This window comes from Kitasatospora sp. GP82 (assembly GCF_029892105.1).
Classification (GTDB): Bacteria; Actinomycetota; Actinomycetes; order Streptomycetales; family Streptomycetaceae; genus Kitasatospora.
Genome location: NZ_JARZAJ010000005.1, coordinates 186,494 through 212,839, shown reverse-complemented (window position 1 = coordinate 212,839; position 26,346 = coordinate 186,494). Strand labels below are relative to the sequence as shown.

At 70.9% G+C, this 26,346-nt stretch carries 20 protein-coding genes and 2 pseudogenes; 14 read left to right on the top strand and 8 right to left on the bottom strand.

The features are described 5' to 3' along the window. Positions 1-162 precede the first annotated feature (162 nt). From P3T39_RS07525 to acs, 3 genes and pseudogenes are all read right to left on the bottom strand, one after another. Positions 163-717 (bottom strand): annotated as a pseudogene (locus P3T39_RS07525) (response regulator transcription factor); the annotation flags it as partial. A 44-nt stretch (positions 718-761) separates the two neighbouring features. Continuing rightward, complete coding sequence (locus tag P3T39_RS07520; protein ID WP_280696564.1) at positions 762-2,129, bottom strand: sensor histidine kinase; 1,368 nt, start codon at positions 2,127-2,129, stop codon at positions 762-764. A 333-nt stretch (positions 2,130-2,462) separates the two neighbouring features. Next, the gene (gene acs / locus P3T39_RS07515) at positions 2,463-4,448 is read right to left on the bottom strand and encodes an acetate--CoA ligase (RefSeq protein WP_280696563.1); all 1,986 of its coding nucleotides are present in this window, start codon (positions 4,446-4,448) and stop codon (positions 2,463-2,465) included. 451 nt (positions 4,449-4,899) lie between these two features. On the opposite strand from acs, the gene P3T39_RS07510 reads away from it, so the two are divergent. Then, the gene (locus P3T39_RS07510) at positions 4,900-5,364 is read left to right on the top strand and encodes a hypothetical protein (RefSeq protein ID WP_280696562.1); all 465 of its coding nucleotides are present in this window, start codon (positions 4,900-4,902) and stop codon (positions 5,362-5,364) included. Positions 5,365-5,480: 116 nt separating this feature from the next. Here P3T39_RS07510 and P3T39_RS07505 read toward each other — a convergent pair whose 3' ends face one another. Next, positions 5,481-7,820: a SulP family inorganic anion transporter gene (locus tag P3T39_RS07505; RefSeq protein WP_280696561.1), complete on the bottom strand. Its 2,340-nt coding sequence runs from the start codon at positions 7,818-7,820 to the stop codon at positions 5,481-5,483. A 318-nt stretch (positions 7,821-8,138) separates the two neighbouring features. After that, complete coding sequence (locus tag P3T39_RS07500; protein ID WP_280696560.1) at positions 8,139-9,137, bottom strand: ATP-binding protein; 999 nt, start codon at positions 9,135-9,137, stop codon at positions 8,139-8,141. 193 nt (positions 9,138-9,330) lie between these two features. Here P3T39_RS07500 and P3T39_RS07495 point away from each other — a divergent pair, with 193 nt between their 5' ends. Beyond that, positions 9,331-10,257, top strand: a complete 927-nt coding sequence (locus tag P3T39_RS07495) for a Fic family protein (RefSeq protein ID WP_280696559.1) — start codon at positions 9,331-9,333, stop codon at positions 10,255-10,257. Between the two features lie 503 nt (positions 10,258-10,760). On the opposite strand, the gene P3T39_RS07490 is transcribed toward P3T39_RS07495, so the two are convergent. Then, positions 10,761-11,678 (bottom strand): HAD-IB family hydrolase, encoded by a 918-nt coding sequence (locus P3T39_RS07490; RefSeq protein WP_280696558.1) that lies wholly within the window; start codon positions 11,676-11,678, stop codon positions 10,761-10,763. Between the two features lie 656 nt (positions 11,679-12,334). Between P3T39_RS07490 and ssd the strand changes: the two genes are divergently transcribed. The 7 genes and pseudogenes from ssd to P3T39_RS07455 form a co-directional block, all read left to right on the top strand. Beyond that, complete coding sequence (ssd, locus tag P3T39_RS07485; RefSeq protein ID WP_280696557.1) at positions 12,335-13,450, top strand: septum site-determining protein Ssd; 1,116 nt, start codon at positions 12,335-12,337, stop codon at positions 13,448-13,450. A gap of 443 nt (positions 13,451-13,893) precedes the next feature. Beyond that, positions 13,894-15,078: a TadA family conjugal transfer-associated ATPase gene (locus P3T39_RS07480; RefSeq protein ID WP_280696627.1), complete on the top strand. Its 1,185-nt coding sequence runs from the start codon at positions 13,894-13,896 to the stop codon at positions 15,076-15,078. 94 nt (positions 15,079-15,172) lie between these two features. Further along, positions 15,173-16,270 (top strand): type II secretion system F family protein, encoded by a 1,098-nt coding sequence (locus tag P3T39_RS07475; protein WP_280696556.1) that lies wholly within the window; start codon positions 15,173-15,175, stop codon positions 16,268-16,270. A 314-nt stretch (positions 16,271-16,584) separates the two neighbouring features. Continuing rightward, positions 16,585-17,130 carry a type II secretion system F family protein gene (locus P3T39_RS07470; RefSeq protein ID WP_280696555.1) on the top strand — a complete coding sequence of 182 codons (546 nt, stop codon included), beginning with the start codon at positions 16,585-16,587 and terminating at the stop codon, positions 17,128-17,130. A 215-nt stretch (positions 17,131-17,345) separates the two neighbouring features. Next, on the top strand, positions 17,346-17,606 hold the full coding sequence (locus P3T39_RS07465; RefSeq protein ID WP_280696554.1) for a DUF4244 domain-containing protein: 261 nt from the start codon (positions 17,346-17,348) through the stop codon (positions 17,604-17,606). A gap of 112 nt (positions 17,607-17,718) precedes the next feature. Continuing rightward, positions 17,719-18,063, top strand: a complete 345-nt coding sequence (locus tag P3T39_RS07460) for a TadE family type IV pilus minor pilin (RefSeq protein ID WP_348534314.1) — start codon at positions 17,719-17,721, stop codon at positions 18,061-18,063. Next, positions 18,063-18,494 (top strand): annotated as a pseudogene (locus tag P3T39_RS07455) (Rv3654c family TadE-like protein); the annotation flags it as partial. The gene P3T39_RS07460 and the pseudogene P3T39_RS07455, both read left to right, overlap by 1 nt. Positions 18,495-18,850: 356 nt before the next feature. Here P3T39_RS07455 and P3T39_RS07450 read toward each other — a convergent pair. Next, positions 18,851-21,193, bottom strand: coding sequence for a DEAD/DEAH box helicase (locus P3T39_RS07450; protein ID WP_280696552.1), 2,343 nt, complete (start codon positions 21,191-21,193; stop codon positions 18,851-18,853). Between the two features lie 217 nt (positions 21,194-21,410). Between P3T39_RS07450 and P3T39_RS07445 the strand changes: the two genes are divergently transcribed. The 5 genes from P3T39_RS07445 (at position 21,411) to P3T39_RS07425 (ending at position 25,446) form a co-directional block, all read left to right on the top strand. After that, on the top strand, positions 21,411-21,752 hold the full coding sequence (locus tag P3T39_RS07445) for an STAS domain-containing protein (RefSeq protein WP_280696551.1): 342 nt from the start codon (positions 21,411-21,413) through the stop codon (positions 21,750-21,752). 123 nt (positions 21,753-21,875) lie between these two features. Then, positions 21,876-22,295, top strand: a complete 420-nt coding sequence (locus tag P3T39_RS07440; RefSeq protein ID WP_280696550.1) for an ATP-binding protein — start codon at positions 21,876-21,878, stop codon at positions 22,293-22,295. 189 nt (positions 22,296-22,484) lie between these two features. Further along, the gene (locus P3T39_RS07435; protein ID WP_280696549.1) at positions 22,485-22,853 is read left to right on the top strand and encodes a cyclophilin-like fold protein; all 369 of its coding nucleotides are present in this window, start codon (positions 22,485-22,487) and stop codon (positions 22,851-22,853) included. Positions 22,854-23,025: 172 nt separating this feature from the next. Next, entirely contained in the window at positions 23,026-23,778 is a 753-nt protein-coding gene (locus P3T39_RS07430) for a hypothetical protein (protein ID WP_280696548.1), read from the top strand. 135 nt (positions 23,779-23,913) lie between these two features. Beyond that, a complete protein-coding gene (locus P3T39_RS07425) occupies positions 23,914-25,446 on the top strand; it encodes a methyltransferase (protein WP_280696547.1) in 1,533 nt (510 codons plus the stop codon). 31 nt (positions 25,447-25,477) lie between these two features. Here P3T39_RS07425 and P3T39_RS07420 read toward each other — a convergent pair whose 3' ends face one another. Beyond that, positions 25,478-26,095 carry a hypothetical protein gene (locus P3T39_RS07420; protein ID WP_280696546.1) on the bottom strand — a complete coding sequence of 206 codons (618 nt, stop codon included), beginning with the start codon at positions 26,093-26,095 and terminating at the stop codon, positions 25,478-25,480. Between the last annotated feature and the right edge of the window lie 251 nt (positions 26,096-26,346).

Below are 26,346 nucleotides of genomic sequence, written 5' to 3'. Positions count from 1 at the left end.
GCAGTGCCGACCAGACTTCCCGGCGCGCCTCAGAAACCTTGTTGCGTTTTTGACAGTCTACTGGGAACTTCGGCACGATATCCGGTTTGTCGTATTTTATGGCCTATGTTCTGACCTATGCCCTGACCTTTGTCCGCCACTGTCAGGAGGGCACTCGTCGGCTCACCCTGGCCTCGGGGCCCGGTTCTCAGTGCCGAGGTAGCGCAGAACGGCCAGCACCCGGCGGTGATCGGCGGAGGAGACGGGCAGGTCCAGCTTCAGGAAGATGTTCGCCACATGCTTCTCGACCGCCCGCTCGGTCACCACCAGCTGCGCGGCGATCGCCGCATTCGACCGCCCCTCCGCCATCAGCCCGAGCACCTCGCGTTCGCGCGGGCTGAGCCTGTCCACGGCTCGGCGGCTCGGGCTCGCCCCGACCAGCTGGGTCACCACCTCGGGGTCGAGCGCGGTGCCGCCACCTGACACCCGCTCCAGCGCGTCCACGAAGTCCTGGGTGTCCAGCACCCGCTCCTTGAGCAGATAGCCGACCCCCGCCGAACCGCCCGCCAGCAGTCGGGCCGCGTACTCCGTCTCCACGTACTGGGAGAAGATCAGCACCGCCAGGTCCGGCTGGGCGGCTCGCAGTTCGATCGCCGCGCGCAGCCCCTCGTCCGTGTGGGTGGGCGGCATCCGGATGTCGGAGACGACGACGTCGGGCTGGTACTCGGTCACGGCCGCCCTGCCGTCTCGTCAGATCATCGTGATCCGGCGCACTGTTGCCGTCACAGTCTGCCGGGAAGATCGACTGTCACCGTGGTCGGTCCGCCCGGCGGGCTGTCCACCGTCACGATGCCGTCCGCAGTACGTACTCGTTCGGCCAGCCCGCGCAGGCCGCTCCCGGTGCCGTCCAGCCGGGCACCGCCTCGTCCGTCGTCCGTGACCAGCAGGCGCAGGCCGTCCCCGTGGCCGAGCACCGAGATCGCTATCCGCTCGGCGCCGCTGTGCTTGCCCGCGTTGGCCAGCAGTTCGGCGGCGGCGAAGTACAGCATCGTCTCGACCGAGGCAGGCGGCCGCTCCGCGGACTCGACCCGTACGGTGGCCGGGATCGCCGATCGCGCGGCCAGCGTGCTGAGTGCCGGCCCCAGACCGGAGTCGAGGGCGGGCGGATGGATGCCCCGGACCAGCTCGCGCAGCTCCTGGATGATCTCCTTGGTCTCCGCCCGGGACTCCTTGAGCAACTCCTGTGCCTTGACGGCGTCCCCCTTGGCCAGCCGGCTCTCCGCCCGCCCGAGACGCATTCCGAGTGCCACCAGCCTGGCCTGCGCCCCGTCGTGCAGATCGCGCTCGATACGGCGCAGGGTGGCTGCGGCTTCGTTGATGGCGTGTTCGCGGGTCTCGACCAGCTGGGCCAGCCGCAGTGCGGTCCGACTCGGCCCGAGCAGCCGGGGGAGCAGCAGCCGATCGAGCGCCAGCGGCCCCCGGGCCAGCCAAGGGGCGAGGAGCAGCAGCAGCACCCCGACCGCACTGACCGCCAGCGCGCGCGGCCAGGTGTCGAAGTAGAAGCCGTTCACCTCGAACCCGAAGGTGTGCCTGACGCCGTGCGAATCCGTCTTCCGCAGTGGCTCCAGCTTCCACAGCACCGGGTAGGCGAGGAACAGCACCCCGTACGTCCACCAGGCGAATCCGAGTACGAACTGCACCGGGCCCAGCAGCCCCCGCAGCGCCAGGTAGGCGACGGACCGCCAGGCCGCCGAGTCCCCGAGGTGGTACCCGAGGAGGCCGGAGAGACCGGGTGAGCGCGGCGGGCGCGGCGGGGTCGCGATCTCCAGCCGCAACAGCCGCCGGGACAGTCGGCGGTGCAGAACGCCGAAGGAGCGGTCGAGACTCAGCAGGAGTGCCAGCAGTGGCGTGATCAGCAGCCCGAACAGGATGGTCAGCACCACCGCGACCAGGCCGAGCAGCGCCAGCGGGAGGCTCAGCAGCGAGTACAGCAGCTCGCGCCAGGCACGCGCCGTGAACGGCTCCCGCAGGAATCGCCCGATGATGGAGCTGCCCGACGCAGACCGGCCTCCTGGGCTTTCAGCTGCACCGATGCGATGGGTCTCGTCCACTCTGCCCATGATGCCTATGCCCATGGTGCCGTCGCACATTCCGCTTCCTGAAACCCGATCAGGGCCGTGCGGACGCTGAAGCAGAGGGCCGCGATCGCGGGCCGAGTGGGCGAGGCAGGGGTGGAGTCGGTGAGGGGCGTACGACTCTCGGGTGTTCCGGCTGTCCTGGGCATGGGACAACGGTGCCGCCCGGCGGGGACCCCGGACGAGGGAGCTGCCACCCGTCCGCGGGGGTGGGGCCAGCACCGACCCGGGCGTTCGACCGCGACCGGACGCCGTACAACGTGCCCGGTCGGCTCGCCGACTGGCGGGCCGACCGGGCAGGGGTGGGGCTGGTGGGGGGCATTGCTCGGCGCCCCCACCAGCCGTCGATCAGTTCTCGCTGCCCGCACCGGCGTGGGGCAGTTGGGACTGGATCAGGTTCATCACCGAGGAGTCGGCCAGCGTGGTCGTGTCGCCGACCTCGCGGCCCTCGGCGATGTCGCGGAGCAGGCGCCGCATGATCTTGCCGGAGCGGGTCTTCGGCAGCTCGCTGACTACCTTGATCTGCTTGGGCTTGGCGATCGGGCCGAGCGTCTTGCCGACGTGGTTGCGCAGCTCGGCGATCAGCTCCTCGCTGTCGGTTGCGGTGCCGCGCAGGATGACGAAGGCGACGATCGCCTGCCCGGTGGTGGCGTCGCTCGCGCCGACGACCGCGGACTCGGCGACGGCCGGGTGGCCGACCAGTGCCGACTCGACCTCGGTGGTCGAGATGTTGTGGCCGGAGACCAACATCACGTCGTCCACCCGGCCGAGCAGCCAGATGTCGCCGTCCTCGTCCTTCTTCGCGCCGTCACCGGCGAAGTAGCGGCCCTGGAAGCGCGACCAGTAGGTGTCGACGTAGCGCTGGTCGTCGCCCCAGATGGTGCGCAGCATGGACGGCCACGGCTCGGTGAGCACCAGGTAGCCGCCGGAGCCGTTGGGCACCTCGCGGGCCTCGTCGTCGACCACGGTGGCCGCGATGCCGGGCAGCGCGCGCTGCGCGGAGCCCGGCTTGGTCTCGGTGACGCCCGGCAGTGGGCTGATCATGATGGCGCCGGTCTCGGTCTGCCACCAGGTGTCCACGATCGGGGTCTTGCCGGCACCGATGTGCTCGCGGTACCAGACCCAGGCCTCGGGGTTGATCGGCTCGCCGACGCTGCCCAGGACGCGCAGGCTCGACAGGTCGAACTTCGCCGGGATGTCGTCGCCCCACTTCATGAAGGTGCGGATCGCGGTGGGAGCGGTGTAGAGGATGGTGACGCCGTACTTCTGGACGATCTCCCAGAACCGGCCCTGGTGCGGGCTGTCCGGGGTGCCCTCGTAGATGACCTGGGTCGCGCCGTTGGAGAGCGGGCCGTACGCGATGTACGAGTGGCCGGTGACCCAGCCGATGTCGGCGGTGCACCAGTAGACGTCGGTCTCCGGCTTGAGGTCGAAGACCGCGTGGTGGGTGTAGCTGGCCTGGGTGAGGTAGCCGCCCGAGGTGTGCAGAATGCCCTTGGGCTTACCCGTGGTGCCCGAGGTGTAGAGGATGAACAGCGGGTGCTCGGCGTCGTGTGCCTCGGGCGCGTGCTCGGTGGCCTGGCGTCCGGTGATCTCGTGCCACCAGACGTCCCGGCCCTCGGTCCAGGAGACCTCCTGGCCGGTGCGGCGGACCACCAGCACGTGCTCGACCTGCGGGCAGCGGGTGAGCGCCTCGTCGATGGCGGGCTTCAGCGAGGTGGCCTTGCCACGGCGGTAGCCGCCGTCGGCGGTGACGACCAGTTTGGCGTCGGCGTCCTGGATCCGGGAGGCGACGGCGTCGGAGGAGAAGCCGCCGAAGACCACCGAGTGGGTGGCACCGATCCGGGCACAGGCGAGCATTGCCACGACCGCCTCGGCGATCATCGGCAGGTAGATGGCGACTCGGTCGCCCTTGGCCACGCCGAGCTCCAGCAGGGCGTTGGCGGCCTGCGAGACCTCGTCCTTGAGCTGGGTGTAGGTGATCGAGCGGCTGTCGCCCGGCTCGCCCTCGAAGTGGATCGCGACGCGGTCGCCGTTCCCGGCCTCGACGTGGCGGTCGACGCAGTTGTACGCCACGTTGAGCTTGCCGTCGGCGAACCACTTGGCGAAGGGTGGGTTCGTCCAGTCCAGGGTTTCGGTGGGCTCCACGGCCCAGTCGAGGCGGCGGGCCTGCTCGGCCCAGAAACCGAGCCGGTCCTCGGAGGCCTGCGCGTACGCGGTCGCGCCGACGTTGGCGGAAGCGGCGACCTCCGCAGGCGGCGCGAAGCGGCGCTCCTCCTTGAGCAGGTTGGCCAGGCTCTCGTTGCTCAACGCGCACTCCTCATCGAGTTTCATGTGCCGGGTGATCCCGTGCGGAGGGATTGTCCCGTGTGTCCCAGCGCACAGCTCACCAGGCGAACCGCCATGTTGACAAGAGGCTCCCGTCAATTGGTGTAGACCTTTGGATTGCGATCCGCCGAGTCCGCCCCCACGTGCCACCTGGTCGTGACCGTGTCGCGCTTCGGTGAACCCGCCCTGTCGCACGTTTGCGTAGGTGTCGGCAGGTACGGGTGCATCGGTGGGATTCTGCGGGAATCGGCGGGATTCTGCGACGGGAAGTCTTGACGGGTCGTCCGGCCGGTACTCCACTGACGGTACGGGCCCGCTGCCGCCACGTGCGGGCCCGCACCTCAACGCACCGCTTCTGCCCGGGGGTTGAGCCATGCCCGGAACTCCTACGACTCCTGCTGCCTCCGCCCACTCTGCCCTACTGCCGCCCCTGCCCGGGGACTTCGCCGTTGTCCGGATGAGTGGCCAGGTCGGCCGCCTGATACGGATCGGACAGTGGCTCAACGGTGGCGGCTTCGCCGACTTCGAGCACGCCTTCATCTACGTCGGCGACGGCGAGTTGGTGGAGGCCGAACCCGGGGGAGCCCGACTCGGGCCCCTCGCCGCCTACGACGGCCGACCGATCCGCTGGTCGACCAGCCGCTTCCCCCTCAGCGACGAACAACGGCGGGCCGTCGTCGCGGCGGCCCGCGGCTACATCGGCGTGCGCTACAGCGCGGCCGACTACTTCGCGCTCGCCGCGCACCACCTCCATCTTCCCGTCGGTCTACTGATCAAGGCCTATGTGGCGAGCAGTCGGCACATGATCTGCTCCCAACTCGTCGACCAGTGCTACCGGGACGCCGGCATCCAGCTCTTCACCGACAGCCGCTGGCCGGGGTACGTCACACCGGCAGACCTGGCCAAACTCCTGCACCCCTGAATCCCGACCAGAACCCCCTCGCTCCGAGCCGGTGGGCCTCTCCCACAGCGGTGGCCCCCGGATGGCCGGGCCCGGTCCTGCCCGACCGGGCCCGGCAGGCGCCGGAGCGCGCGACGTCAGGCTGCCACTGGCCGTTCGTCGTGCTCTTCCTCCGACACGGATACGAACCGGCCCTTCTCCCGGTCCAAGACGTACGCCTGGGCGGTGGCGAAGTCGAAGTACATGCCCACCAGCCGCAGGGAGCCCGTATTGACCCGACGCTCCACCGCCGGGTTCGCCAGCAACTGGTCCAACTGCTGGACCACGTTGGTGATGCAGAGCTGCTCGGCGAGATCGACCACCGGCCGGCCGGCGAACTCGGCGGGCGCGCGCTTCAGCCTGGCCAGCGACCCGCGCCCGTTGCGCAGCCAGCGGGCGAGCGGCGTCGGCGGCCCGGGACGCTCATGGACACCGTCCAGCAGGGCCTTCATGGCGCCGCAGCCGGAGTGCCCGCAGACGGTGATGCTGCGGACCTCCAGCACCTCGACGGCGTACTGCACCGCCGCCGCCACCGAGTCGTCGGTGGCCCCGGGCTCGTACGGCGCCGGGACGAGGTTGCCGACATTCCTTACGGTGAACAGATCACCGGGGCCGCTGTTGGTGATCATGCTGGTGACCAGGCGGGAGTCGGCGCAGGTCAGGAAGAGCTGCGAGGGCGTCTGGCCCTCGCGGGCCAGCCGGGCCAGTTCGTGGCGGACCAGAGGCGCGGTGTGCTGCTGGAATCCGCGTACACCGTCGAGCAGTCGAACGTGCGGGTCCTCGTCGCTCTGCTCGATGCAGTGGTGGCCGCCCCACGGTGTCCAGGCCCGGCAGCGATGCGGACCCGAAGAGCTGCCGGAGCGGACGGTGCCGTCCGGATCCAGCACCTCGTCGTCATGGCGTTCCGTCAGGACAGCGACCCGGCCGCCACCGGCCTGATGCCCGGCACGCCAGCTGTGTACCTGCTCGTAGGCCGCGTGGTCGAGGAACGAGCCGTCGTGGGCCACCGTCACTCGCGCGCCGGACGGGATCAGGGCGAGGGCTCGGCTCAGCCGGGGCACGGCGGCGAAGGTGAGCGGGCCGTGGGTGCTTACCAGGTACGAACCGTCGGGTTCGGCCGACACATCGACATGGGCGCGGGTCAGCCGACACAGAGCGAGCAGGACGGCTACGGAGCCGCCCATCAGCACACCGAGCGGGACGCCCAGCAGGACCACTCCCAGTACGGTGACCAGATAGACGGGGAACTCCCGGTGCCGGTGCACCCGCCGGATGTGCGCGAAGCTCACCATCTGGATGCCGATCACCAGGACGAGCGCAGCCAGCGCGGCCAACGGGATCCGGCGTAGCCCGCCGACCAGGGTGAGGGCGGCCAGGGTGACCCAGAGTCCGTGCAGGACCGCGGACCACCGAGTGGCTGCTCCGGCACGGATGTTGGCGGTGCTGCGGACGGCGCCGCCGGCCACCGGAAGGCCGCCGAGCAGCCCGCTCAGCACATTGGCGGCGCCCTGCCCGCGGAGCTCGCGGTTGAGGTCGCTGGAGCCGTGGGCCATCCGGTCCACCGCGACGGCGGAGAGCAGCGACTCCACGCTCGCCACGGCCGTCACCGTCAGCACAGCGGCGAACAGGATGGACCAGTGCTGGCCGAGCACGGTGAGACTGGGGGCCGAGGCCAGGTCGTGCTGACTCCAGGCGGGCAGCTCGACCCGGGCGAGGCTGAGACCGAGGCCGATGGAGAGCCAGGTGGCGGCGGCGACGGCCACCAGCGCGGCGGGCACTCTGGCCAGCAGCCCGCCCACCCTGCCCGCCGAGCCGCTGAGCCGACCGAGCCTCGGCCAGCCGCAGAGGATCGCGATGGCGACGGCTCCCACCGCGAGCGCGGGGAGGTGCGGGCCGGAGAGCTGGCCGGGGAGCGCCAGGAGATTGGTCAGTGCGGAACTCTGTGGCGAGCCGCCGAGCACCACATGCAGCTGGGCGATGGCGATGGTCAGGCCGACGCCCGCCAGCATCCCGTGCACGATCGCGGGTGAGACGGCGAGCGCGGCGCGGGCCACCCGTAGCGAGCCGAGCAGCAGTTGAAGCAGCCCTGCGACCAGTGTGACGGCGCAGGCGACCTGCCAGCCGAACTGCGTGATCAGCCCGGCAGTGATCACGGTCAGCGCAGCCGAGGGGCCGCTGACCTGGAGGGGTGTGCCGCCCAGGAGGCCGACCACCAGCCCGCCGACGGCGGCGGCCACCAACCCTGAGGTGAGCGGCGCGCCGGTGGCCAGGGCGATGCCGAGCGAGAAGGGCACGGCGACCAGAAAGACCACCAGTGAGGCTGTGAGGTCGTGGAGGAGCACCGCCTGCCGCCCTGGAACGTGCTCGGCGGTGGCCTGTGGAGGTGCGTTGTCGGTGGTGTCGGAGGCGATGGGTGCGCTGGAGATGTCGAGGGTCATGTCTTCCCGTCTTTCCGGGGAACGAACGCAGTCAGGTCCGGCGGTGGGCTAGGGGGTCGGATCGGCTGTCGTGGGTTGCGACGGTGTGGCGGGATGGCTTGGGCGCAGCGGGGAGTGTGGCGAGCGGCCCATGGACCATCAAGAATCGGTAAACTGAGAGTAATGGGATCCTCGCACAGGGTAAAATCGGGCGGAAGGGTATGGCCCTGGGTTCATCCCTATGGGTGGTAGTCGCGCCGGGTGGGAATGCGCACTGAGCAGCACGGAGGCCGACGCCCCGGCAAGGTCGTCGGCCTCCGTGCTGCTAGCTGTCGGCGGTCAGGCGCGGGCGGCGTCCAACTGATCGGCGTCGCACTCGGAGCCGAGCACGAATCCATCGTCGACCTGTGTGGCGAGGTCGATGCCGAGCTTCGTGTTGCCCCAGCTCTCCGCGTTGCGGAGGTGGAAGTGGACGGCCTGCTGGGTGTACCGCTGCGGGTCGCGGAGCTCGAAGGCCGCGTCCGCCTGTGACTTGAGCTCGGCAAGTACCGCGCGGTTGGCCGGCTCCAGGGTCTTGAGCGCCGGTCCGGCGCCCTGTTCGAGCCGACGCACCCAGGTGGACTGGCCGAAGGCGGCCAACAGGTCGTCGCCCACCTCGCGTTGCAGGAAGGCGAGGTCCTCGGGTCCCTGCACCTTGTTGCCGACGACACGCAGTGCCACGCCGAAGTCGCGCGCGTAGTCCTTGTACTGGCGGTACACCGAAATGCCCTTGCGGGTCGGTTCGGCCACCAGGAAGGTCAGGTCGAAGCGGGTGAACAGACCGGAGGCGAAGGAGTCCGAGCCGGCCGTCATATCGGTGACCACGTACTCGTCGGGCCCGTCGACCAGGTGGTTCAGCAGCAGCTCGACGGCGCCGACCTTGGAGTGGTAGCAGGCGACGCCCAAGTCCTCCTCGGCGAAGGCGCCGGTGGCCAGCAGTCGGACGGAGCCTTCGTCGAGCGCGACCGGCCGGGCGCAGGCCGCGTACAGCGGGTTCTCCTCGACGATCCGCAGCAGGCGGGAGCCTCGGCCGGGCGGCGTGGTCTTGATCATCTCCTCGGCGGAGCCGATGCGCGGGTTGTTGCCGCGCAGGTACTCCTTGATCTGCGGGAGGTGTTCGCCGAGCGTCGGCAGCAGCGCGGTCTGATCGTCGGTCAGCCCGAGGGTGGTGCCGAGGTGTTGATTGATGTCGGCATCGACGGCGATGACCGGGCGCCCGGTGGCAGCCAGGTGGCGGATGAACAGGGCCGACAACGTGGTCTTGCCGCTGCCGCCCTTGCCGACGAAGGCGATCTTCATCTGAGACCCCGACTCTCGCTCTGGCGTGCCGATGTGCCGCCGAAAAGTTGTTGGAAACCGTTATCGTCACCGATAGCGCTCATGCTATCGGTGGTTTGGGGGGACACGGGGGCGGGAATCGAGGATTGCCTCAAACGGGTGATGCCGGGGTTGCCGTTCCGGTATGTGCAGGTGGTTCATTACTCTCGGGTAGGTGACCACTGGAACAGATCCCCTCGCCCCGCTGGCAGAGCTCCCCGGGGTGCCCGAGGCCGTCGCCGAGGTGCGCAAGGCCGTGGACCGGCTGTACGGACACCGCGTGATGCGCCGACGCGCTCCCGAGGTGACTTCGGAAGCCGCTCTGCGCGGGGCCCGCGCCTCCGCCGCCCTGGACGGGGCCGACTGGCCGCTCGAAGAGGTGCGCCGCCGCAGTGACTTCGGCGCCGACGCCGAGGCGCGTACGGTCGGCGGAGCGCTGCGGATCTCCGCAGAGGCGGGGCAGCTGCTGAGCATCTGGCGGCACTCCCCGCTCCAGGTCCTGGCCCGACTGCACCTGCTGGCGGTCGGGGATGCGGACGACTCGGCCGGCCGGCCCCGGCGCCAGGGGGAGGAAGTCGCCGAGCTCTTCCCGCTGGAGCTGAAGGCCGCGCAGGGCGTGGGGCCCGAGGTGCAGGGCGTGGGGCTGGAGACGTCCGCCCCAGCGGAGCCTTCGGCCACCCCGGCGGGGCTCCCGGCCGCGCCGTCGGCCGATGAGGTCGCGGCCCGTCTCGACCAGCTCTCCCAGCTGCTGGTGGCCCGCGCCGAGGGCACGGCGAGCGGCACCCCTGCGCTGGTGGTGGCTGCGGTGGTGCACGGTGAACTGCTCGCGCTGCGCCCGTTCGCCTCGCACAACGGTGTGATCGCCCGGGCCGCGCAGCGCATCGTGCTGATCGCGGAGGGGCTCGACCCCAAGGCGATCTGCCCGGCCGAGGTCGGTTTCGCGGAGCTGGGTACGGCGGCGTACCGAACTGCCCTGCAGGCCTACCTCGGTGGCACCGCCGACGGCATGGCCGCCTGGATCGCCCACTGCGGTCAGGCGCTCCGGCTTGGGGTGCGGGAGAGCACGGCGGTCTGCGAGGCGATGCAGCGCGGCATGGTCTGAGCGCACTCGGACCGGATCCCGGAGCCGAACTCGGAGGCGAACCTCGGGGCCGAATCCCGGGTCTGGGAACGATGTAGACGCTTCGCGCGCGGAGTCGTCGTTCGCAGGCACGGAGTTGCGGCGGCACCTGATACCGCTGGGTGCCGCCGCTGGTACAGGTACCGGGTTACCAAGCATGCACCGAAAGTGCCCATCAGGCGGGGATCCTGCCCGTTCACCTGGTGCGGCGGCCCGACAGCGGGTCGGCTGCATGTGGGTGCTCAGTTATCTGTACGCGGTCCGTGTGGCCTGAACTGCGTTGTCGGAATGACCCCTCTGGGTCCTGACCGGGTCTCGCGGGCCGTAACTCATTTCTATCGCGGTTTGGCGAAAAGCGGAACCCGAAACGAGAAGTCTTTACCTTTTGTCCGGTTCGTCCTGATTGATTGGAGAGCCCAAGTCGGGCCTGCGGCGGCCGGGGGAGGCGATCTCGACCCGGTGCGCCCGAGTTCCGTCTGGTCGGTTCAGGCCACCGGGCGCCGCCGCTTGGCCGCCGCGTACCAGACCGCCCCTGCGGTCAGCAGCGCGGTGCCGGCCGCGACGGCCAGCAGTACCGAACGGCTGGGTGCGGCGAAGTCCGGGAGCCGGCGCCTGAGTTCGACCGGGCGGTCGAAGACCAGGACCGGCCAGTCGCGGGCCAGCGCCTCCTTGCGCAGGGCGCGGTCCGGGTTGACCGCTGATGGGTGGCCAACTGCCTCCAGCAGCGGCAGATCGGTCACCGAGTCGCTGTACGCAAAGCAGTTGGCGAGGTCGTAGCCCTCCGCCTCGGCCAGCTCGCGGATCGCCGCCGCCTTGTTCTCGGCGTAGGCGTAGTACTCGATCTCGCCGGTGTACCGGCCGTCCTCGATCTTCAGCCGCGTGGCGATCACATGGTCCGCGCCGAGCAGGGCGCCGATCGGCTCCACCACCTCGGAGCCGGAGCTGCTGACGATCACCACATCCCGGCCGGCCGCGTGGTGCCGCTCGATGAGGGAGGCGGCCTCGTCGTAGATGATCGGGTCGATCAGTCCGTGCAGGGTCTCGGCGACGATCTCGCGGACCTGCTGGACGTTCCAGCCTCGGGTGAGTGCGGAGAGGTACTCGCGCATCTTCTCCATCTGGTCGTGATCGGCGCCGCCGGCCAGGAAGACGAACTGCGCATACGCGCTCTTCAGTACGGCTCGACGGTTGATCAGGCCGCCCTGGTAGAACGGACGGCTGAACGCCAGGGCGCTCGACTTGGCGATGATCGTCTTGTCGAGGTCGAAGAAAGCGGCGGTTCGTACCGCCCCGTACTGTCGCCGTGGGACGACTGCGGGTACCGGTTCGGCGGCGTCCGGAGCGGAACGGTGCGCGGAGTTCCCGCCGTGCTCGGCGATGTCGGCGTTCTCGGTGGTGTCCACGGGATCCGAGGATAGAGGGCCGGGCAAAACACCCCGCCATTCGGCGTACTCGTGGGCGTGCGGGTTTGTGTTTCTGGCCGCTCGGGTACACCATGGAAGTCACGGATCGTTCGCGACCGTGCTAACCCGGTCCGGCTCCTCCCCCCCGAGTCGGGCCGTGGATAGACGACCCCCGCTCTCCCCCCCGGCGGGGGTCGTCGCACGTCCGGGGCCATTTTCCGGGGTTTTTGCGCCTCCCAGAGGCGGCGCACCGACGAGTGGCGGGTAGGGCGGCAGCGGCCTGAGGACGCGGCCCACCGAGGCCGGATCGTCACTCTCCGTATCTATCGGATCTTGGCCTGTGAGACACGCTCCGCCCCCTGACTGTGGATCTCGTCCCGGTGGCGGCCACAGTGTTCTCGCTCTTCTCCGCAGCCTCGTTGGTGTCAATTCTTTGACCATTAGCCCCCCGCGCGAGTGAACAAAGTTATCCACAGCCCCGACTTATCCACAGGCAATCGGAAGGGGGCTGACGGATTCGGTCGGGCCGGTCACCGTGGTGTCCGGGCAGCTGCCATCTCCTCACTCGGGGAGGCCGCTGACAGCCCACCGGCAGGCGCCCGGTGCCGTACGGACGGCTTGGGCGCCTGGACAGCACCTCACCGGGGGAGACAGCTATGTCAACACCCACCACAGACCGCCACCAGGCCGATGGCCCGGCCCCCTCGGGCCCGCTCATCGTCACCGAGAACGAGGCCCTTGCCGAGAATCTGCTGCGGCTCTGCGCCGCCGCAGGCACCGACCCGCACCTGCTGTGTGGAGCGCCACCGCCCCGAGCGCTGTGGGAGAGCGCGCCGCTGGTGCTGGTCGGCGACGACCAGGCGGAGCGCTGCGCAGGCTTGGGACGCCGGGCCGGCATCCTGCTGCTCGGCCTCGATCTGGACGACTGCGAGGTCTGGGTCAGAGCCGTCCAACTCGGCGCCGAGCACGTCCTCTTCCTGCCGGACGCGCAGGCGTGGCTGCTGGACCGGATCGCCGACGCGGCCGAGGGCGTCGGCCCACCCGCGCTGACGGTCGCCGTACTCGGCGGCCGTGGCGGGGCCGGAGCCTCGACGCTGGCCTGCGCCCTTGCGATCACCGCAGCACGGACTGGCCATCGCACCATGCTCATTGACGCGGACCCGCTGGGTGGGGGCCTCGACGTCCTGCTCGGCGGGGAGGGCACTGGCGGTCTGCGCTGGCCCGACCTGGCGGGTTCGCGGGGGCGGGTCAACGGTACCGAACTCGCGAAGGCCCTACCCGAGTTGCACCACTTGACGGCCCTGTCGTGGGATCGGGGTGACACGCTCGCCGTGCCGCCCGAAGCCATGCGCAGCGTACTGGCGGCCGCCCGCCGTCGAGGTGGACTGGTCGTCCTCGACCTGCCCAGACACATCGACCCGGCCGCCGGGCAGGCCCTGGAACAGGCCGATACCGGCCTGCTGGTGGTCCCGGCGGAGCTGCGCGCGATGGCCGCCGCCGATCGGGTGGCCTCGGCCGCCCGGATGCGGCTCTCGGACCTGAGGGCCGTCGTCAGAGTGCCCGGTCCGGCCGGGTTGGCGGGCCCGGAGATCGCCCGCGGGTTGGGTCTCCGGCTGGCCGGCGAGCTGCCGCAGGAGCCGGGGCTCGGTACAGACGTCGAGCGAGGAGCACCGCCCGGAATCCGCGAGAAGGGCCCGCTGGCGCGCTTCTGCAGCGGCTTCCTGGCAGAGGCCATGCCGCCGGTGCTCGCGGACGGGGGAGGTGTGCTGTGACGGGTCGCATGCGTGGGCCTGGCAGGCCGGGGGAGTACGACAGGAGCACAACCGGGCCGCACCGAAGGCCCCTGGGCGTCGGGGTGCGCCTGGGCGGCCGGCCGCCGGGTGGGGGCCGAGCGGGCACGGATTCGGGTGTGGGTTCGGCTGCGGGCGCGGATCCGGACACGGGAGGGGAAGACCGGTCCGGTACTGGCGCATCGGGTGCGGGCGCAGCAGACGTGGGCCGAAGTGATGGTGGACGATGGGGCCCGGAAGTCGGGAGCGGCGCGGCTGTTACCGAGGCCGCTGGAGCTCCCGGACGGGAGCCGACGGAAACGGAAACGCTCCGACGGCAGAAGGCGGGTCGGCCGGGGCAGGCGAGTCGGCCAGGGTCCGGCAGTACGGGGCAGACGGCACCGGCGGCCGGGCCGCAGTTCGCCGCAGTCCGTGGGCGCACCGACCTGCGCGCGACCGCCCTGCTGGATGCCGTACGCCTGCGGCTGGCCGAGGCCGGGGCGCAGCCCACCACCCGGTCGGTCGCGGCGGCGCTGCGGGCAACCAGGCCCCCGCTGGGCGGTGACGACGTTCTCGACGCTGTCCGGGTGCTCCGCTCCGAGCTGGTCGGAGCAGGTCCGCTCGACCACCTGCTGAACGAGCCGGACGTGACCGATGTACTGGTCAACGGACCTGACGAGGTGTGGGTAGACCGAGGAGTCGGCCTGCAACGTGTGCCCGGTGTCCGGTTCCCGGACATCGGCGCCGTACGCCACCTCGCCCACCGGCTCGCCACCGCGGCCGGCCGGAGGCTCGACGACGCCAGACCGTGGGTCGATGCCCGGCTGCCGAACGGCACCCGGCTGCACGCCGTGCTCCCGCCGATCGCCGCCGGCTGTACCCATATCTCGCTGCGGATCTCCCGACCCCGGCCGTTCACTCTGGCTGAGCTCGTCGCGGGCGGTGCACTGCCGCCCGCCGGGGCGGACCTGCTCGCGGCGGTGCTGAACGCCAGACTGTCGCTGCTGATCAGCGGTGGTACCGGTACCGGAAAGACCACCTTGCTTGCAGCGCTGCTGGGGCTGGTCGGGCCGGGTGAGCGGATCGTCCTGGCCGAGGACTCGGCGGAGCTCAGGCCGGACCACCCGCATGTCGTACGTCTCCAGGGCAGGCCGCCGAACCAGGAGGGGCTCGGTGAACTCACCCTCCGGGATCTCGTCCGACAGGCGCTGCGCATGCGCCCCGACCGCCTGGTGGTCGGCGAGGTCCGAGGAGCCGAGGTGGTTGACCTGCTGGCCGCGCTCAACACTGGCCACGAGGGCGGCTGCGGGACGGTTCACGCGAACACCGCCGCGGACGTCCCTGCCCGGCTGGAGGCGCTCGGCTCGCTCGCCGGGCTGGACCGGTTCTCCCTGCACAGCCAGTTGCGCGCAGCCCTCGACGTGATCATCCACCTGGTCCGAGACACGGGCACGGGTCTCCGCAGGGTCGCCGAGATCCACCTGCTCACGGGCGACGAGCACGGGCTCGCGGTGACCACCCCTGCGGTCACCTTCACGGCCGACGGCAGCTGCGAGCCCGGCCCCGGCTGGGAGCGATTGCGGCAGCGCTGTGCCATCCGAGGGGTCGAACTGCCGGGGAGGCTTCGATGAGTGGGCGGCAGATCGAGTTGGTGTGGGTGCTGCTGCTCTGCGGGGTTGCGATCGGCGGCTGGAGGTTGCTGCAGTCGGCGGCGAGGGGGCTGCGATGACTGGACACCAGGTTTTGTGGGCGGCCGGGCTGGCAGGTGTCGCGGTCGGCCTGTGGTCGGGCCTCCGGGGAAGGTCGCGAGCGGCCGAGCGGGCGCGAGGACTCTTCGGCGAGTCGGCGTCTGCCTCCTCGGGGGTCAAGGCGGGCGGGGGCGCGGTGCTGAGCCGTCTGCGGGCGGTGGTTCTGGGGGATCGGCTGCGCTGGCTTGTGCCGGAACTGCTGCTCCTGCCCCTCGGGTTGGTGCTTGGCCAGATGGCGCGCTCTCCGGTGCCGCTGCTTGTGGCGGCCGCCGGTGTGCTGCCACTGCGGAAGTGGCGGCACAGGCGGCGTCGCGCAGCCGAGGCGTGCAGACGCGAGACGGCGGTCATCGAGCTCTGTGCGGGCCTGGCCGCCGAGCTTCGCGCGGGTGCGACGGCCGACCGGGCCCTGAGCGTGGTGACCGCCCGGCTGACGTCCCTGCGGGCCGGATTGGGTCCTGGGCCGACTGCCTCGTTGGCGGCCGGACAGTACGGGGCCGACATCCCGGCTGCACTTCGGGCCATGGCGGAGCTGCCAGGCGGCCGGGGCGCAGCCGCCGTCGCAGCCTGCTGGGAGGTGACGGCGGAGAGCGGTACCGGTCTGGCAGCCGGGCTGGATCAACTCGCCGACGCACTAAGGGCTGAACGAGCGCTCACCGAGGAGATCGCCGGAGAACTGGCCGGGCCGAGAGCGACGATCGTCGTGCTGGCAGCGCTGCCGCTGATCGGCCTACTGCTTGGCGCCGCGCTCGGGGCAGAGCCCGTACGGATCTTGCTGCACACGCCGGTCGGGTTGACCTGCCTTGCTGTAGGGGCGCTGCTGGAGGCCGCAGGGTTGGCCTGGACGGCACGGATCGTACGTGGGGCAGAGGACCCCGGGGTCTCGCCGGACCGAGGGGGATCGGCGAGTCACCCGGGCCCGCCCGGCGAGCGGTCGATGACGCGTGGGGCTGCTGGCCGAGGTGGCACGGCGGCGCCGGGCGCAGCGTCAACGCGCGAGGCAATGGGCTCGCGAAGGCTGGCAGTTGAGTGTGGGATCTCCCGTACTCGTCCCGACCGGATGGAGGCGGCATGGTGAGCGAGGGAGTCCCGGTGCTGTCGTTCACGCTGCCTGTGGTGCTGGTTGCAGTCCTCGGGGAGGCGGCAGCCGTCGGCCGACGGCGAGCTGCTCGACGGCGCGCCGGTCGCTGCGTCGGAGCTCCCGGCCGAATCCCTCTTCGGAATCGTGACTGGAGGCCGTTGCGCCGTGGCAGCGGGGGCAGTTGTGGCACACGGCCTCCGGGGCGGGGCACCCGGGCGGCCGGTCTGGCCGGGACGGCAGCCCTGTTGAGGTCTGAATGGGGGGTACCGGCCGCTGTCGGATGTGGCGCTGCGGCTGTGATCGGTGGGTTGATGGGTGTGGCAGCCGGGGTCCTGCTCGCCCTCGCCGCCAGGAGATGGCTGCCCCGGGTCCGGTCCCCGGCCGCTCGGCTGGTGGCACTGGAACAGGAGCGACTGACCCGCCAACTGCCGCTCACTGCGGAGCTGCTGGCCGCCTGTCTGGGGTCCTGCTCCTCTCCGGCCCAGGCCGCCGCGGCCGTGGCGGAGAGCGTCGGGTCGCCGATGAGGGACCGGTTGGCCGGTGTGGCGGCCGAGTTGTCGCTCGGGGCGCCGCCCGAGGTCTGCTGGGAACGGCTCGGCGAGGACTGCCCAACGCTCGCTCCACTGGCCCGCTGCCTCGTGCGGACGAGCATCAGCGGATCCCCGCCTGCCACAACGCTCTTGGGCCTGGCGCAGGCCCAACGGGAGACGGCCGGACGGGCCGCCCATGCTCGCGTACGGCGTGCCGGGGTGCTCGCCACGGCTCCGCTGGGGATCTGCTTCCTCCCCGCTTTCGTCCTGATCGGCGTTGCTCCCGTGGTGATGGGGCTGGCATCGCTCTTTGCCCAACGTATCTGACGTGGTGTCAATGAGACCGCCTGTCTTGTCCGTAGGGTCCGTGAAGTCTCTCGCGGACCTGACCCGAAGCCCGGGCGCGGGGTCAGGCGCAGCCCAAGGCCCAACCCCAACCCCAACCCCAACCCCAACCCCAACCCCAACCCCAACCCCAACCCCAACCCAACCCGAGTCCGAGTCCGAGTCTGAGCCCGAGTCCAAGTCCGAGGAGACCTGTCATGGCTGTTTCCGCAGCGACCGCAACCGACCGCAACCCCATCCTGGCCGCCCTGCTCGTACGGAAGCTGGGGGGCTGGCTGTCCACCCGACTGAGGCGGGTGCGAGGCGCGCAGGGCGATGCCGGAATGACGACGGCTGAGTATGCCGTCGGCACGGTGGCCGCCTGTGCCCTCGCAGCGATCCTCTACCGAGTGGTGACCAGCGGGACGGTCTCCGACGCGATTAACGAGCTGATCACCCGGGCGCTCCATGCCATCTGAGTCGACTCGGAAGCTTGGGCCGCTGAGGCGGTGCGGCTCGTCGCCATCAAAGCGCAGGCGGCCCAGGCCGTGCACGTTGCGGTGGGGCCGACGGACTGGGGACGGTGGCTCTGTGACGGCCGAGACAGCTGTCGCGCTGCCGGCCCTGGTGCTCCTGGCAGCCATGCTGATTTGGGGAGTTGTGGCGGCATCCGCGCAGATTCGTTGTGTGGACGCCGCCCGGATCGGGGCAAGGGCGGCTGCACGCGGTGATGCGAACGCCGCTGAATTGGCGCGGGCGGCAGCACCGTCCGGGGCCGCTGTCCAGGTCTCTCAGGAGGACGAGACCATGCGGGTCACGGTCGAAGCGCCCTGCCCCGGGCCAGGGCGGCTCGGCTCGGCGCTGACGATCCGGTTGAGCGCCACGGCGGTGGCAGCGCGCGAGGACATCATCGGGGCGGTGGAAGGAGGTGGGTGATGCTTCTTCAGAGACCCGTTCAGAGACCCGACGCTCATGACATCGAGAAGGGCGGAGCCGTTCGACCCGGCGTGCCGCGGTCCAGATCGGCAGGCGCTGTTCCCGATGGCGGTTCAGCCACGATCTGGCTGGTTTCGCTGGCCATGCTCGGTTGCGTGGTCTTCGCGGTCAGTCTGGCCGTCGGATCCGTGGTGGCCACTCGGCATCGTGCGGAGTCTGCCGCAGATCTGGCGGCACTCGCGGCCGCCGACCGACTGCTGCTGGACCCGGACGGCGGTTGCGGCTGGGCCGCCCGGATCGCGGAGGAGCACCGGGCCGCCCTGGTCTCCTGTGTCGTGGACCAGAGCGCCGATGCGGTCGCGGTAGTGGTCGAGGTCGCGGTACCCGGTGGGGTGCTGCCGATCCCGATCGGTCCGGCCCGGGGGAGGGCCAGGGCAGGTCCGGTCCGGTCCTGGGGCGCCGACGGACTGGACGCTGCAGTCACGTCCGTCCGGAGCGGCTCGACCATTCCCGCTCCGAGCACAGGCGACGTCCGACCAGGCAAGGCGTGTCGAGCCCCGTTGGACATTCACCGATTGGACCTTCACCACATGAGCCCTATGCCCTTCGCCCGTCCTCCACCATCCCGGGGAATGACCACCGGCGAGCACGCGGTGCCCGGTCTGGGTGGCACCGAGCCCGGTCAGCCGTCCCTGGCCTGGATGGCATCGAGCCCGGTCAGCCGTCCCTGGCCTGGGTGGCATCGAGCCCGGTCAGCCGTCCCTGGCCTGGGTGGCATCGAGCCGAGTCAGCCGTCCCCGGCCTGGGCGGCCCGTCCCGGAGCGTCGGCCAGCAGTACGTCGAGGAGCCGTACGGCTGCTGCCTTGTCGAGAGGATCGTTGCCGTTCCCGCACTTGGGGGACTGCACGCAGGACGGACAGCCGCGATCGCACTCGCATGCCGCGATGGCGTCCCGGGTCGCTGTCAGCCACTGTTCCGCTCGCTGGAAACCCCGCTCGGCGAAGCCTGCGCCGCCCGAGTGCCCGTCGTACACGAAGACCGTCGGTAGCTGGGTGTCGGGGTGGAGCGGGACGGAGACACCGCCGATGTCCCATCGGTCGCAGGTGGCGAAGAGCGGGAGCAGGCCGATGGAGGCGTGTTCCGCAGCGTGGGCGGCGCCCGGGAGCTGGTCGAACGGGATTTCCGCGTCGAGTAGTTGGTCCTCTGTGACGGTCCACCAGACGGCCCGGGTGCGCAGCGTCCTGGGTGGCAGGTCGAGCTTGGTCTCGCCGAGGACCTCGCCGGTGGCGATGCGCTTTCGCAGGTATCCCACCACCTGGTTGACCACTTCGACCGAGCCGAAACAGAGTCGGGCCTCTCCCCAGTCGATGGTGGTGTCGGTGCCGAGGACGGAGATGGAGGTGATGTCCCGGGCTGCGGTCGTGTAGGACGGGTCGGCCTGTTCGACCAGGGCGACCGAGGTTTCGAGGTCGAGATCCTGCACCAGGTAGGTACGGCCTTGGTGCAGATGGACCGCACCGGTGTGCACGGTGGTGTGGGCGGCGGAGGCGTCCACGGTACCGAGCAGCCGACCGGTGGAGGACTCCACGATCTGGACCGGATTGCCGCCGCTGCCCCGGAGGTCGACCGCGTCCGCAGCACGCTCACGCCGGGTCCAGTACCAGGAGTTGCCCCCTCGCCTCCGTAGTAGTCCGCGCTTCTCGAGGACCGGGAGGAGCTGCGCGGTGGAGGGGCCGAACAGGTGCAGGTCGCTCTCGCCGAGCGGGAGTTCGGCGGCGGCCGCACACAGGTGAGGTGCCAGGATGTGTGGATTGTCGGGGTCGAGCACGGTGGCTTCGACGGGGTTGGCGAACAGGGCCTCCGGGTGGTGAACCAGGTAGGTGTCCAGGGGGTCGTCCCGGGCGATCAGCACGGCCAGCGCGCCCTGGCCCTCCCGGCCCGCTCGCCCGGCCTGCTGCCACAGTGAGGCTCTGGTCCCCGGGTAGCCGGCCATCAGTACGGCGTCCAGGCCCGACACATCGACACCGAGTTCCAGAGCGGACGTGGAGGCAAGCCCGAGCAGCCGTCCGGAGTACAGCGCGCGCTCCAGAGACCGGCGTTCCTCGGCGAGGTACCCACCCCGGTATGCGGCGACGCGGGCGGCGAGAGGTGCGCCGAGTTGGTCCTGGGCCTGTAGCGCGACGAGTTCTGCGGCCCGGCGCGAGCGGACGAAGACCACTGTCCGCGTCCCGGCCTCGACCAGGTCGGTGAGCAGATAGCCGGCCTCGGCCGTGGCCGTGCGGCGTACCGGAGCGCCGTGTTCGCCGACGTTCTCGGTGAGGGGAGGTTCCCACAGGGCGAAGACCAAGGGGCCGCGTGGCGAGGCGTCCTCCGTCACCGCCACGGCCGGCAGGCCGGTGAGGCGCTCGGCGGTGGTCGCCGGGTCGGCGGTGGTGGCCGAGGCGAGCAGGAACACCGGCTCGGAGCCGTACCGGGCACACAGTCGCCGCAGTCGCCGCACTACCTGGGCGACGTGCGAGCCGAAGACGCCGCGGTAGCTGTGGCACTCGTCGACGACGACGTACTTCAGCGCCTTGAGGAAGGAGGACCAACGGGCGTGGGCGGGCAGGATACCGCGATGCAGCATGTCCGGATTGGTGAGCACGTAGGAGGCGTACTGGCGGACCCACTCGCGTTCCTCGGGTGGTGTGTCGCCGTCGTAGAGGGCCGGCCGGACGCGGCTCGGTACGAGTTCGGCGGCGCGGCGGCGCTGGTCGGCGGCCAGGGCCTTGGTCGGGGCCAGGTAGAGCGCGGTTGCGCCGCGCCCGTTGGGGGCCTCGGTGCCGTCGAGCAGATCGCTGAGTACCGGGGCCAGATACCCGAGCGACTTGCCCGATGCGGTCCCTGTGGCAAGCACCATAGTTTGACCGGTTTTGGCCAATTTCATGGCCTCGGCCTGGTGGGCCCAGGGTCGTTCGACTCCCAGGGCTTGCGCGGATGCCACGATCTCCGGCCGAATGCTGTCCGGCCAAGACGAATGCCGCGCCGGACGAGCCGGGAGATGCTCCGTATGGGTGAGGCGTTCGGAACGGGACCGGCCGGTGGTCAGGGCGGCCAGTAGGGCCTCGGGCGGGCGGTGGCGGGGCGGCATGAGGACCCAGTGTGTCACCGGCGTGACGGAGAATCGCCCCAAGCCATCGTGCGGGCATGGTCACAGGTGGTTGAATGAAGCCGTGACGGCCGCATGGCCGAGGGACGCAACGCCGAGGCGCGATCTGCCGTGGCGGTGTGCCCGGCCTGCGACCAAGCGATCGCGGCCGCCCGGCCGAGTCCGCAATGACGTAGCAAGGCAAGGTGCTGGAGGTTCCGTGGACCTGTCCCTGTCGACCCACACGATCGGCGACCGCACGGTTGTCGAGGTCGGTGGCGAGATCGATGTGTACACCGCCCCCAAGCTGCGCGAGCAGCTGGTCGAGCTCGTCAACGACGGTAACTACCACCTGATCGTCGACATGGAGGGCGTGGACTTCCTCGACTCGACCGGTCTGGGCGTTCTGGTGGGTGGCCTGAAGCGGGTCAGGGCGCACGAGGGCTCGCTGCGTCTGGTGTGCAACCAGGAGCGCATCCTGAAGATCTTCCGGATCACCGGTCTGACCAAGGTCTTCCCGATCCACAACTCGGTCGAAGACGCAGTCTCGGCGACTGACTGATCCACCTTCAGCACGCCGACGTGAGCACGCCGGCGGGGCCTTGTGCCTCGTCGGCCTGCGCGGGCGAAGCGGCGCCGACGTCGCAGTTGTTGAGGTGTGGGGAGCAACCCCGGAGGGGGAGAGATGGCAACCGTCGAACTTCGATTCAGTGCGCTTCCCGAGCATGTGCGGACGGCCCGGCTGGTGGCAGCGGCGGTGGCGAGACGCGCCGGGGTCGACGAGTCGGTGCTCGACGAGGTGCGCCTCGCGGTCGGCGAGGCGTGCTCGCGTGCGGTCGGTCTGCACCGGCGCGGTGGGATCGACGGTGCGGTGCGGGTCGCTCTGATCGACCAGGAGAAGCGTTTCCTCATCGAGGTGGAGGACGAGGCCGGTTCGGCCAGTGTGCCCTCCCGCGAGCACGATGAGGGCGCCGAGACGGACGAGGACACCCTGGGTCTCGCGGTGATCACTGGTCTGGTCGAGGACGTCGAGGTGACCCGAGGCGCAAGCGGTGGTCTGATCCGGATGAGCTGGCCGGTGTCCGACCCGTCGGTGGACGGCTGACGTCTCATCCGGCCCGATTGGGCGGCTGAGCCGCCGATACGGGGCCAGGAGGTCGGCCGCTGCGCTGACGGTGCGCGCTGTGGCTGCTGTCCACTTCCCCTGCCGGCCAGGTGATTGACAAATTGTTGAAGGTGGCTGTTCCCTGCTCTCGGGCGCGATCGGTTCGGTTCGAGACAAGGGGACACCCCCATGCGGATACGCATGCTGTGGCCGGCCGGGCAGACGACGGCAACGCTGCGGCCGACGCCCACCTCCGAGGCGCTCTGGGAGGCGCTGCCGATCAGTTCCTCGGCCAGCACCTGGGGCAAGGAGGTCTACTTCGGGACCCCCGTCAGCGTCCCCAGGGAAACCGATGCCCAGCAGGTCGTGGAGCCTGGCACGGTCGCGTTCTGGACGGACGGGGACAGCCTGGCGCTGCCGTACGGCCCGACGCCGATCTCGCGCGAGGACGAGTGCCGACTGGCCAGTCCGTGCAATCTCCTCGGCAGCTTGGACGGTGACCCGCAGGTGCTGCGTACCGTTCGCAGCGGTGATCCGATCCGGGTCGAGCGGGCCTGACCGCAACCCGGAAGCCGGTGGTGCCGGCGGGTGCCCGGTGATCGGCGTCCGCCCGGCCCGGCCCAAGGCATCCCAGCCCCACACCCAGCCCCGGGCCGGGCGGTCGCCTGCGGCTGAGACAGGCGGCCGTGTAGGTTCGCAGGTCGATGACCGACACCGAAAGGGCTTCCCGGTGAAGAAGCGACTGCTGACCGTATCCGCGCTCGGTGCGCTGCTGGCGTTCGGCGCCGTCGCGTGCGGTGGTGACAACAGTGCTGCGCTCGACAACTGGGCGAAGAGCGTCTGCGACTCCGCCCAGGGCCCGATAGGACAGTCCGGCGATGCCCTCACCGACACCGGCAAGGTCAAGCCGGGCGAGGCCCCGGCCGACCTCCAGAAGCGGCTCGCGGCCGATCTCGGGGTCCTCGCAACTGCCAACCAGCAGTTGGCCGATGCGATCGACAAGGCAGGCGCGCCGAAGGTCGGCGACGGCGCGAAGCTGCAGCAGGGCGCCGTGGACGAGCTCAAGCAGGCGGCTCAGGGGTACGTCGATGTCCAGAAGAAGCTGAACGCCCTGCCCAACATGGACCAGGCTCGGTTCGCGGACGGGCTCAGGAGCGTCGGTGACCAGGTCCAGCGGCTGGCTCAGCAGTCGACATCCGCGCTGAACAACCTTCAGAGCGGCGACCTCGGGGCGGCGATCCGCAAGCAACCCGGTTGCAAGACCCAGCCGGGTGCGGGGTCCGCGACCGCCGGGGCGGCGGTGCCGCCGACCGGGGCCGCCACGGGCGCGGCGACCGGCGCCGCCGACGACAGCCCCTCGGCCCAGAACGGATCCCCCATGGCCTCCTCCTCCGTCTCGCCGTCGGCCGCAGCTTCCGGCGCGGCGCCCTCGGGCACGGCCTCCGACACCACCTCTGCCTCGGCTTCCCCGTCAGGGAACTGACGAGGCACGGGGACCAGGCACGGGGACGACACGCAGAGACGACGCGCAGAGACGACGCGCAGTACCGGCAGCACAGGCAGCCCCGGTTCTGCGCCGTGCGCGGGGCAGCGGCGCAGAACGGGGGACAATGGGCCGGTGACCAGTAGCCCCGCTCTTGACCCCGGCCGCCTCGCGAAGCTTCGTGAGGCGCTGCTCGCCGCCTCGTACACCGCCGACGGCTGCCTCGACCTGCTCGGGCCCACCGGCTATGCCGCGCTGGCCCGCAGCGAGGCGGTACCCGCGCTGCGGGCGACGCGTGGCGGGAGTTCCCTGGAGACGCTGGTGCGGCTGTTTCTGCTCCAGCAGCCGGTCCCGTACGCGGCCGCGGCGGCGGCTCTGCCGGTCGAGGACTGCCTGATGGACGGCTGGCTGACCCGTGACGGCGAGAGCGTACGGGCCACCGTCGACGTCCGCCCGTACGCCAACGAGGTCGCGGGCCTGCCGAGCGCGGATGCCTGGGTGGTCTCCGACCTGGGGTGCGCGGTCGGCGGCGCGGGTGGCATCGCCTCCGGGGAGACCGCCCGGGGCGTGGCTCGCAAGGACCTAGTGCTCGGTGTCGGCGGTGCCTCCACCACATTGGCCAACCTCGCCGTCCGGCGGCCCGTGCGCGCGGCACTGGACCTGGGTTCGGGCTCCGGTGTGCAGGCGCTGCACGCCGCTCGGCACGCGCAGCGGGTCACCGCCACCGATCTCAACCCGCGCGCGCTGCACTTCACCCGGCTGACGCTGGCGCTCTCCGGCTTCGAGAACGTCGAGGTGGCCGAGGGCAGCCTCTTCGAGCCGGTGGCGGACCGCACGTTCGATCTGATCGTCTCCAACCCGCCGTTCGTGATCTCGCCCGGTAGCCGCTTCGTCTACCGCGACGGCGGGATGGCCGGTGACGACCTCTGCCGCAACCTGGTACGGGGTGCGGCCGCGCACCTGGAGCCGGGCGGCTACTGCCACCTGCTGGCCAACTGGCAGCACGTCAAGGGCGAGGACTGGCACGACCGCCTGGCGGGTTGGGTCGCCGGAACCGGTCTGGACGCCTGGGTGGTGCAGCGCGAGGTCCAGGACGTCGCCCAGTACGCCGAGTTGTGGCTGCGCGACGGCGGCGACCACCGTGGCCCGGGGCCCGACTACCAGGCCCGCTACGACGAGTGGCTGGACACCTTCGAGGCGGCAGGGGTAGAGGGCATCGGCTTCGGCTGGATCACCCTGAGGGCGGGCGGCGCGGCCCGGCCGACCGTACGGATCGAGGAGTGGCCGCACCCGGTGGAGCAGCCGCTCGGCCCGCACATCGAGAGCTGGTTCGCACGTCAGGACTTCCTGCGGGCGCACGACGACGCCGCCCTGCTCGCCGCGCGCTATGTGCTCGCCGACGAGGTGGTCCAGGAACAGGTCGGACCGCCCGGGGCGGAGGACCCCGAGCATGTGATCCTCCGTCACAACCGTGGCATGCGGCGGGCGACGAAGGTGGACACGGTCGGTGCGGGCTTCGTCGGGGTGTGCGACGGCACGCTCACGGCCGGCGAGATCGTCGACGCGATTGCCCACCTGCTCGGCGAGGACCGGGTGGTGCTGCGGGACCGGGTGCCGGAGTCGCTGCGGCTGCTGACCGAGCAGGGGTTCGTGGAGCCGGTGCTCTGACCCGGTGCCCGGCCGCGGCCGCCGCTGCGTCTCAGGGGTGGTAGAGCTCCGAGATGTGGGTGATGTGGCCGGCCACGTCCACCGTGATGTCGTAGTTGCCGCCGAAGCAGCTGTACGGCCTGTCGACCGGGCGGTGGTGGCCGCAGTCGTCGGCGTGCTGGATCAGCTGCGCGACGGGGACGCCGCGCGTGGCGGTGGTGTTGCCGAGGGTGAAGAGTTCGCCCTGGGCCCCGGAGGCAATCTTGAACGTGGTGGGCGAGCCGGCGGGCTGGTAGTAGCCGTCGTCGTCCACGTTCGGGCCGCAGATGAACTTGGTCGCGGTGGCGGCGATTTCGGACGACCCGGCGGTGCCGCTGACGACGTTGACCACCCGGTGTCCGGGTCGCTGCGCGGCGGTCGTGCAGTCCGCGGCGGGCGTCCCCTGAGCGGGCTTCCCCGGGGCCGACGGGTGCGCGGTGGCCGTGTGCGAGATGGCCGGCGTGGCCGAGGACTGCTGCGGCACGGTTGCCGAGGCGCTCGGCGAGGTGGCTACGGCCGGCGAGGCCGAGGCGGCGGCGGTGGACGTCGTGCTGCCTGCGCCGCAGGCGGCAAGACTGAGGACGGTGGTCGCGAGGAGTGCTGCGGCAACGAGCGGACGGTGGGCCGACATGATGAATCCCCCTTGGTGTCCGGCCACTTGGTGAGAGTGACCGGGCGTGGCGTCTGGCATGGTTCTACACGTCGCCCGGCGCCCGCGGGTTACCGTCGTTTCCCAGCTGTGACGCAGTGGGGACGTATCGGCACCAACACCGGCCCGGGCGGGATCGGGCGACCGGGTCCCGGGGCAGTTCACCCGCCTGTTCCCCCGGTGTTCTCCGCCGTACTTCGGTCGTCAGCCCCAGGTTGTCCCCGGGCTGCCAC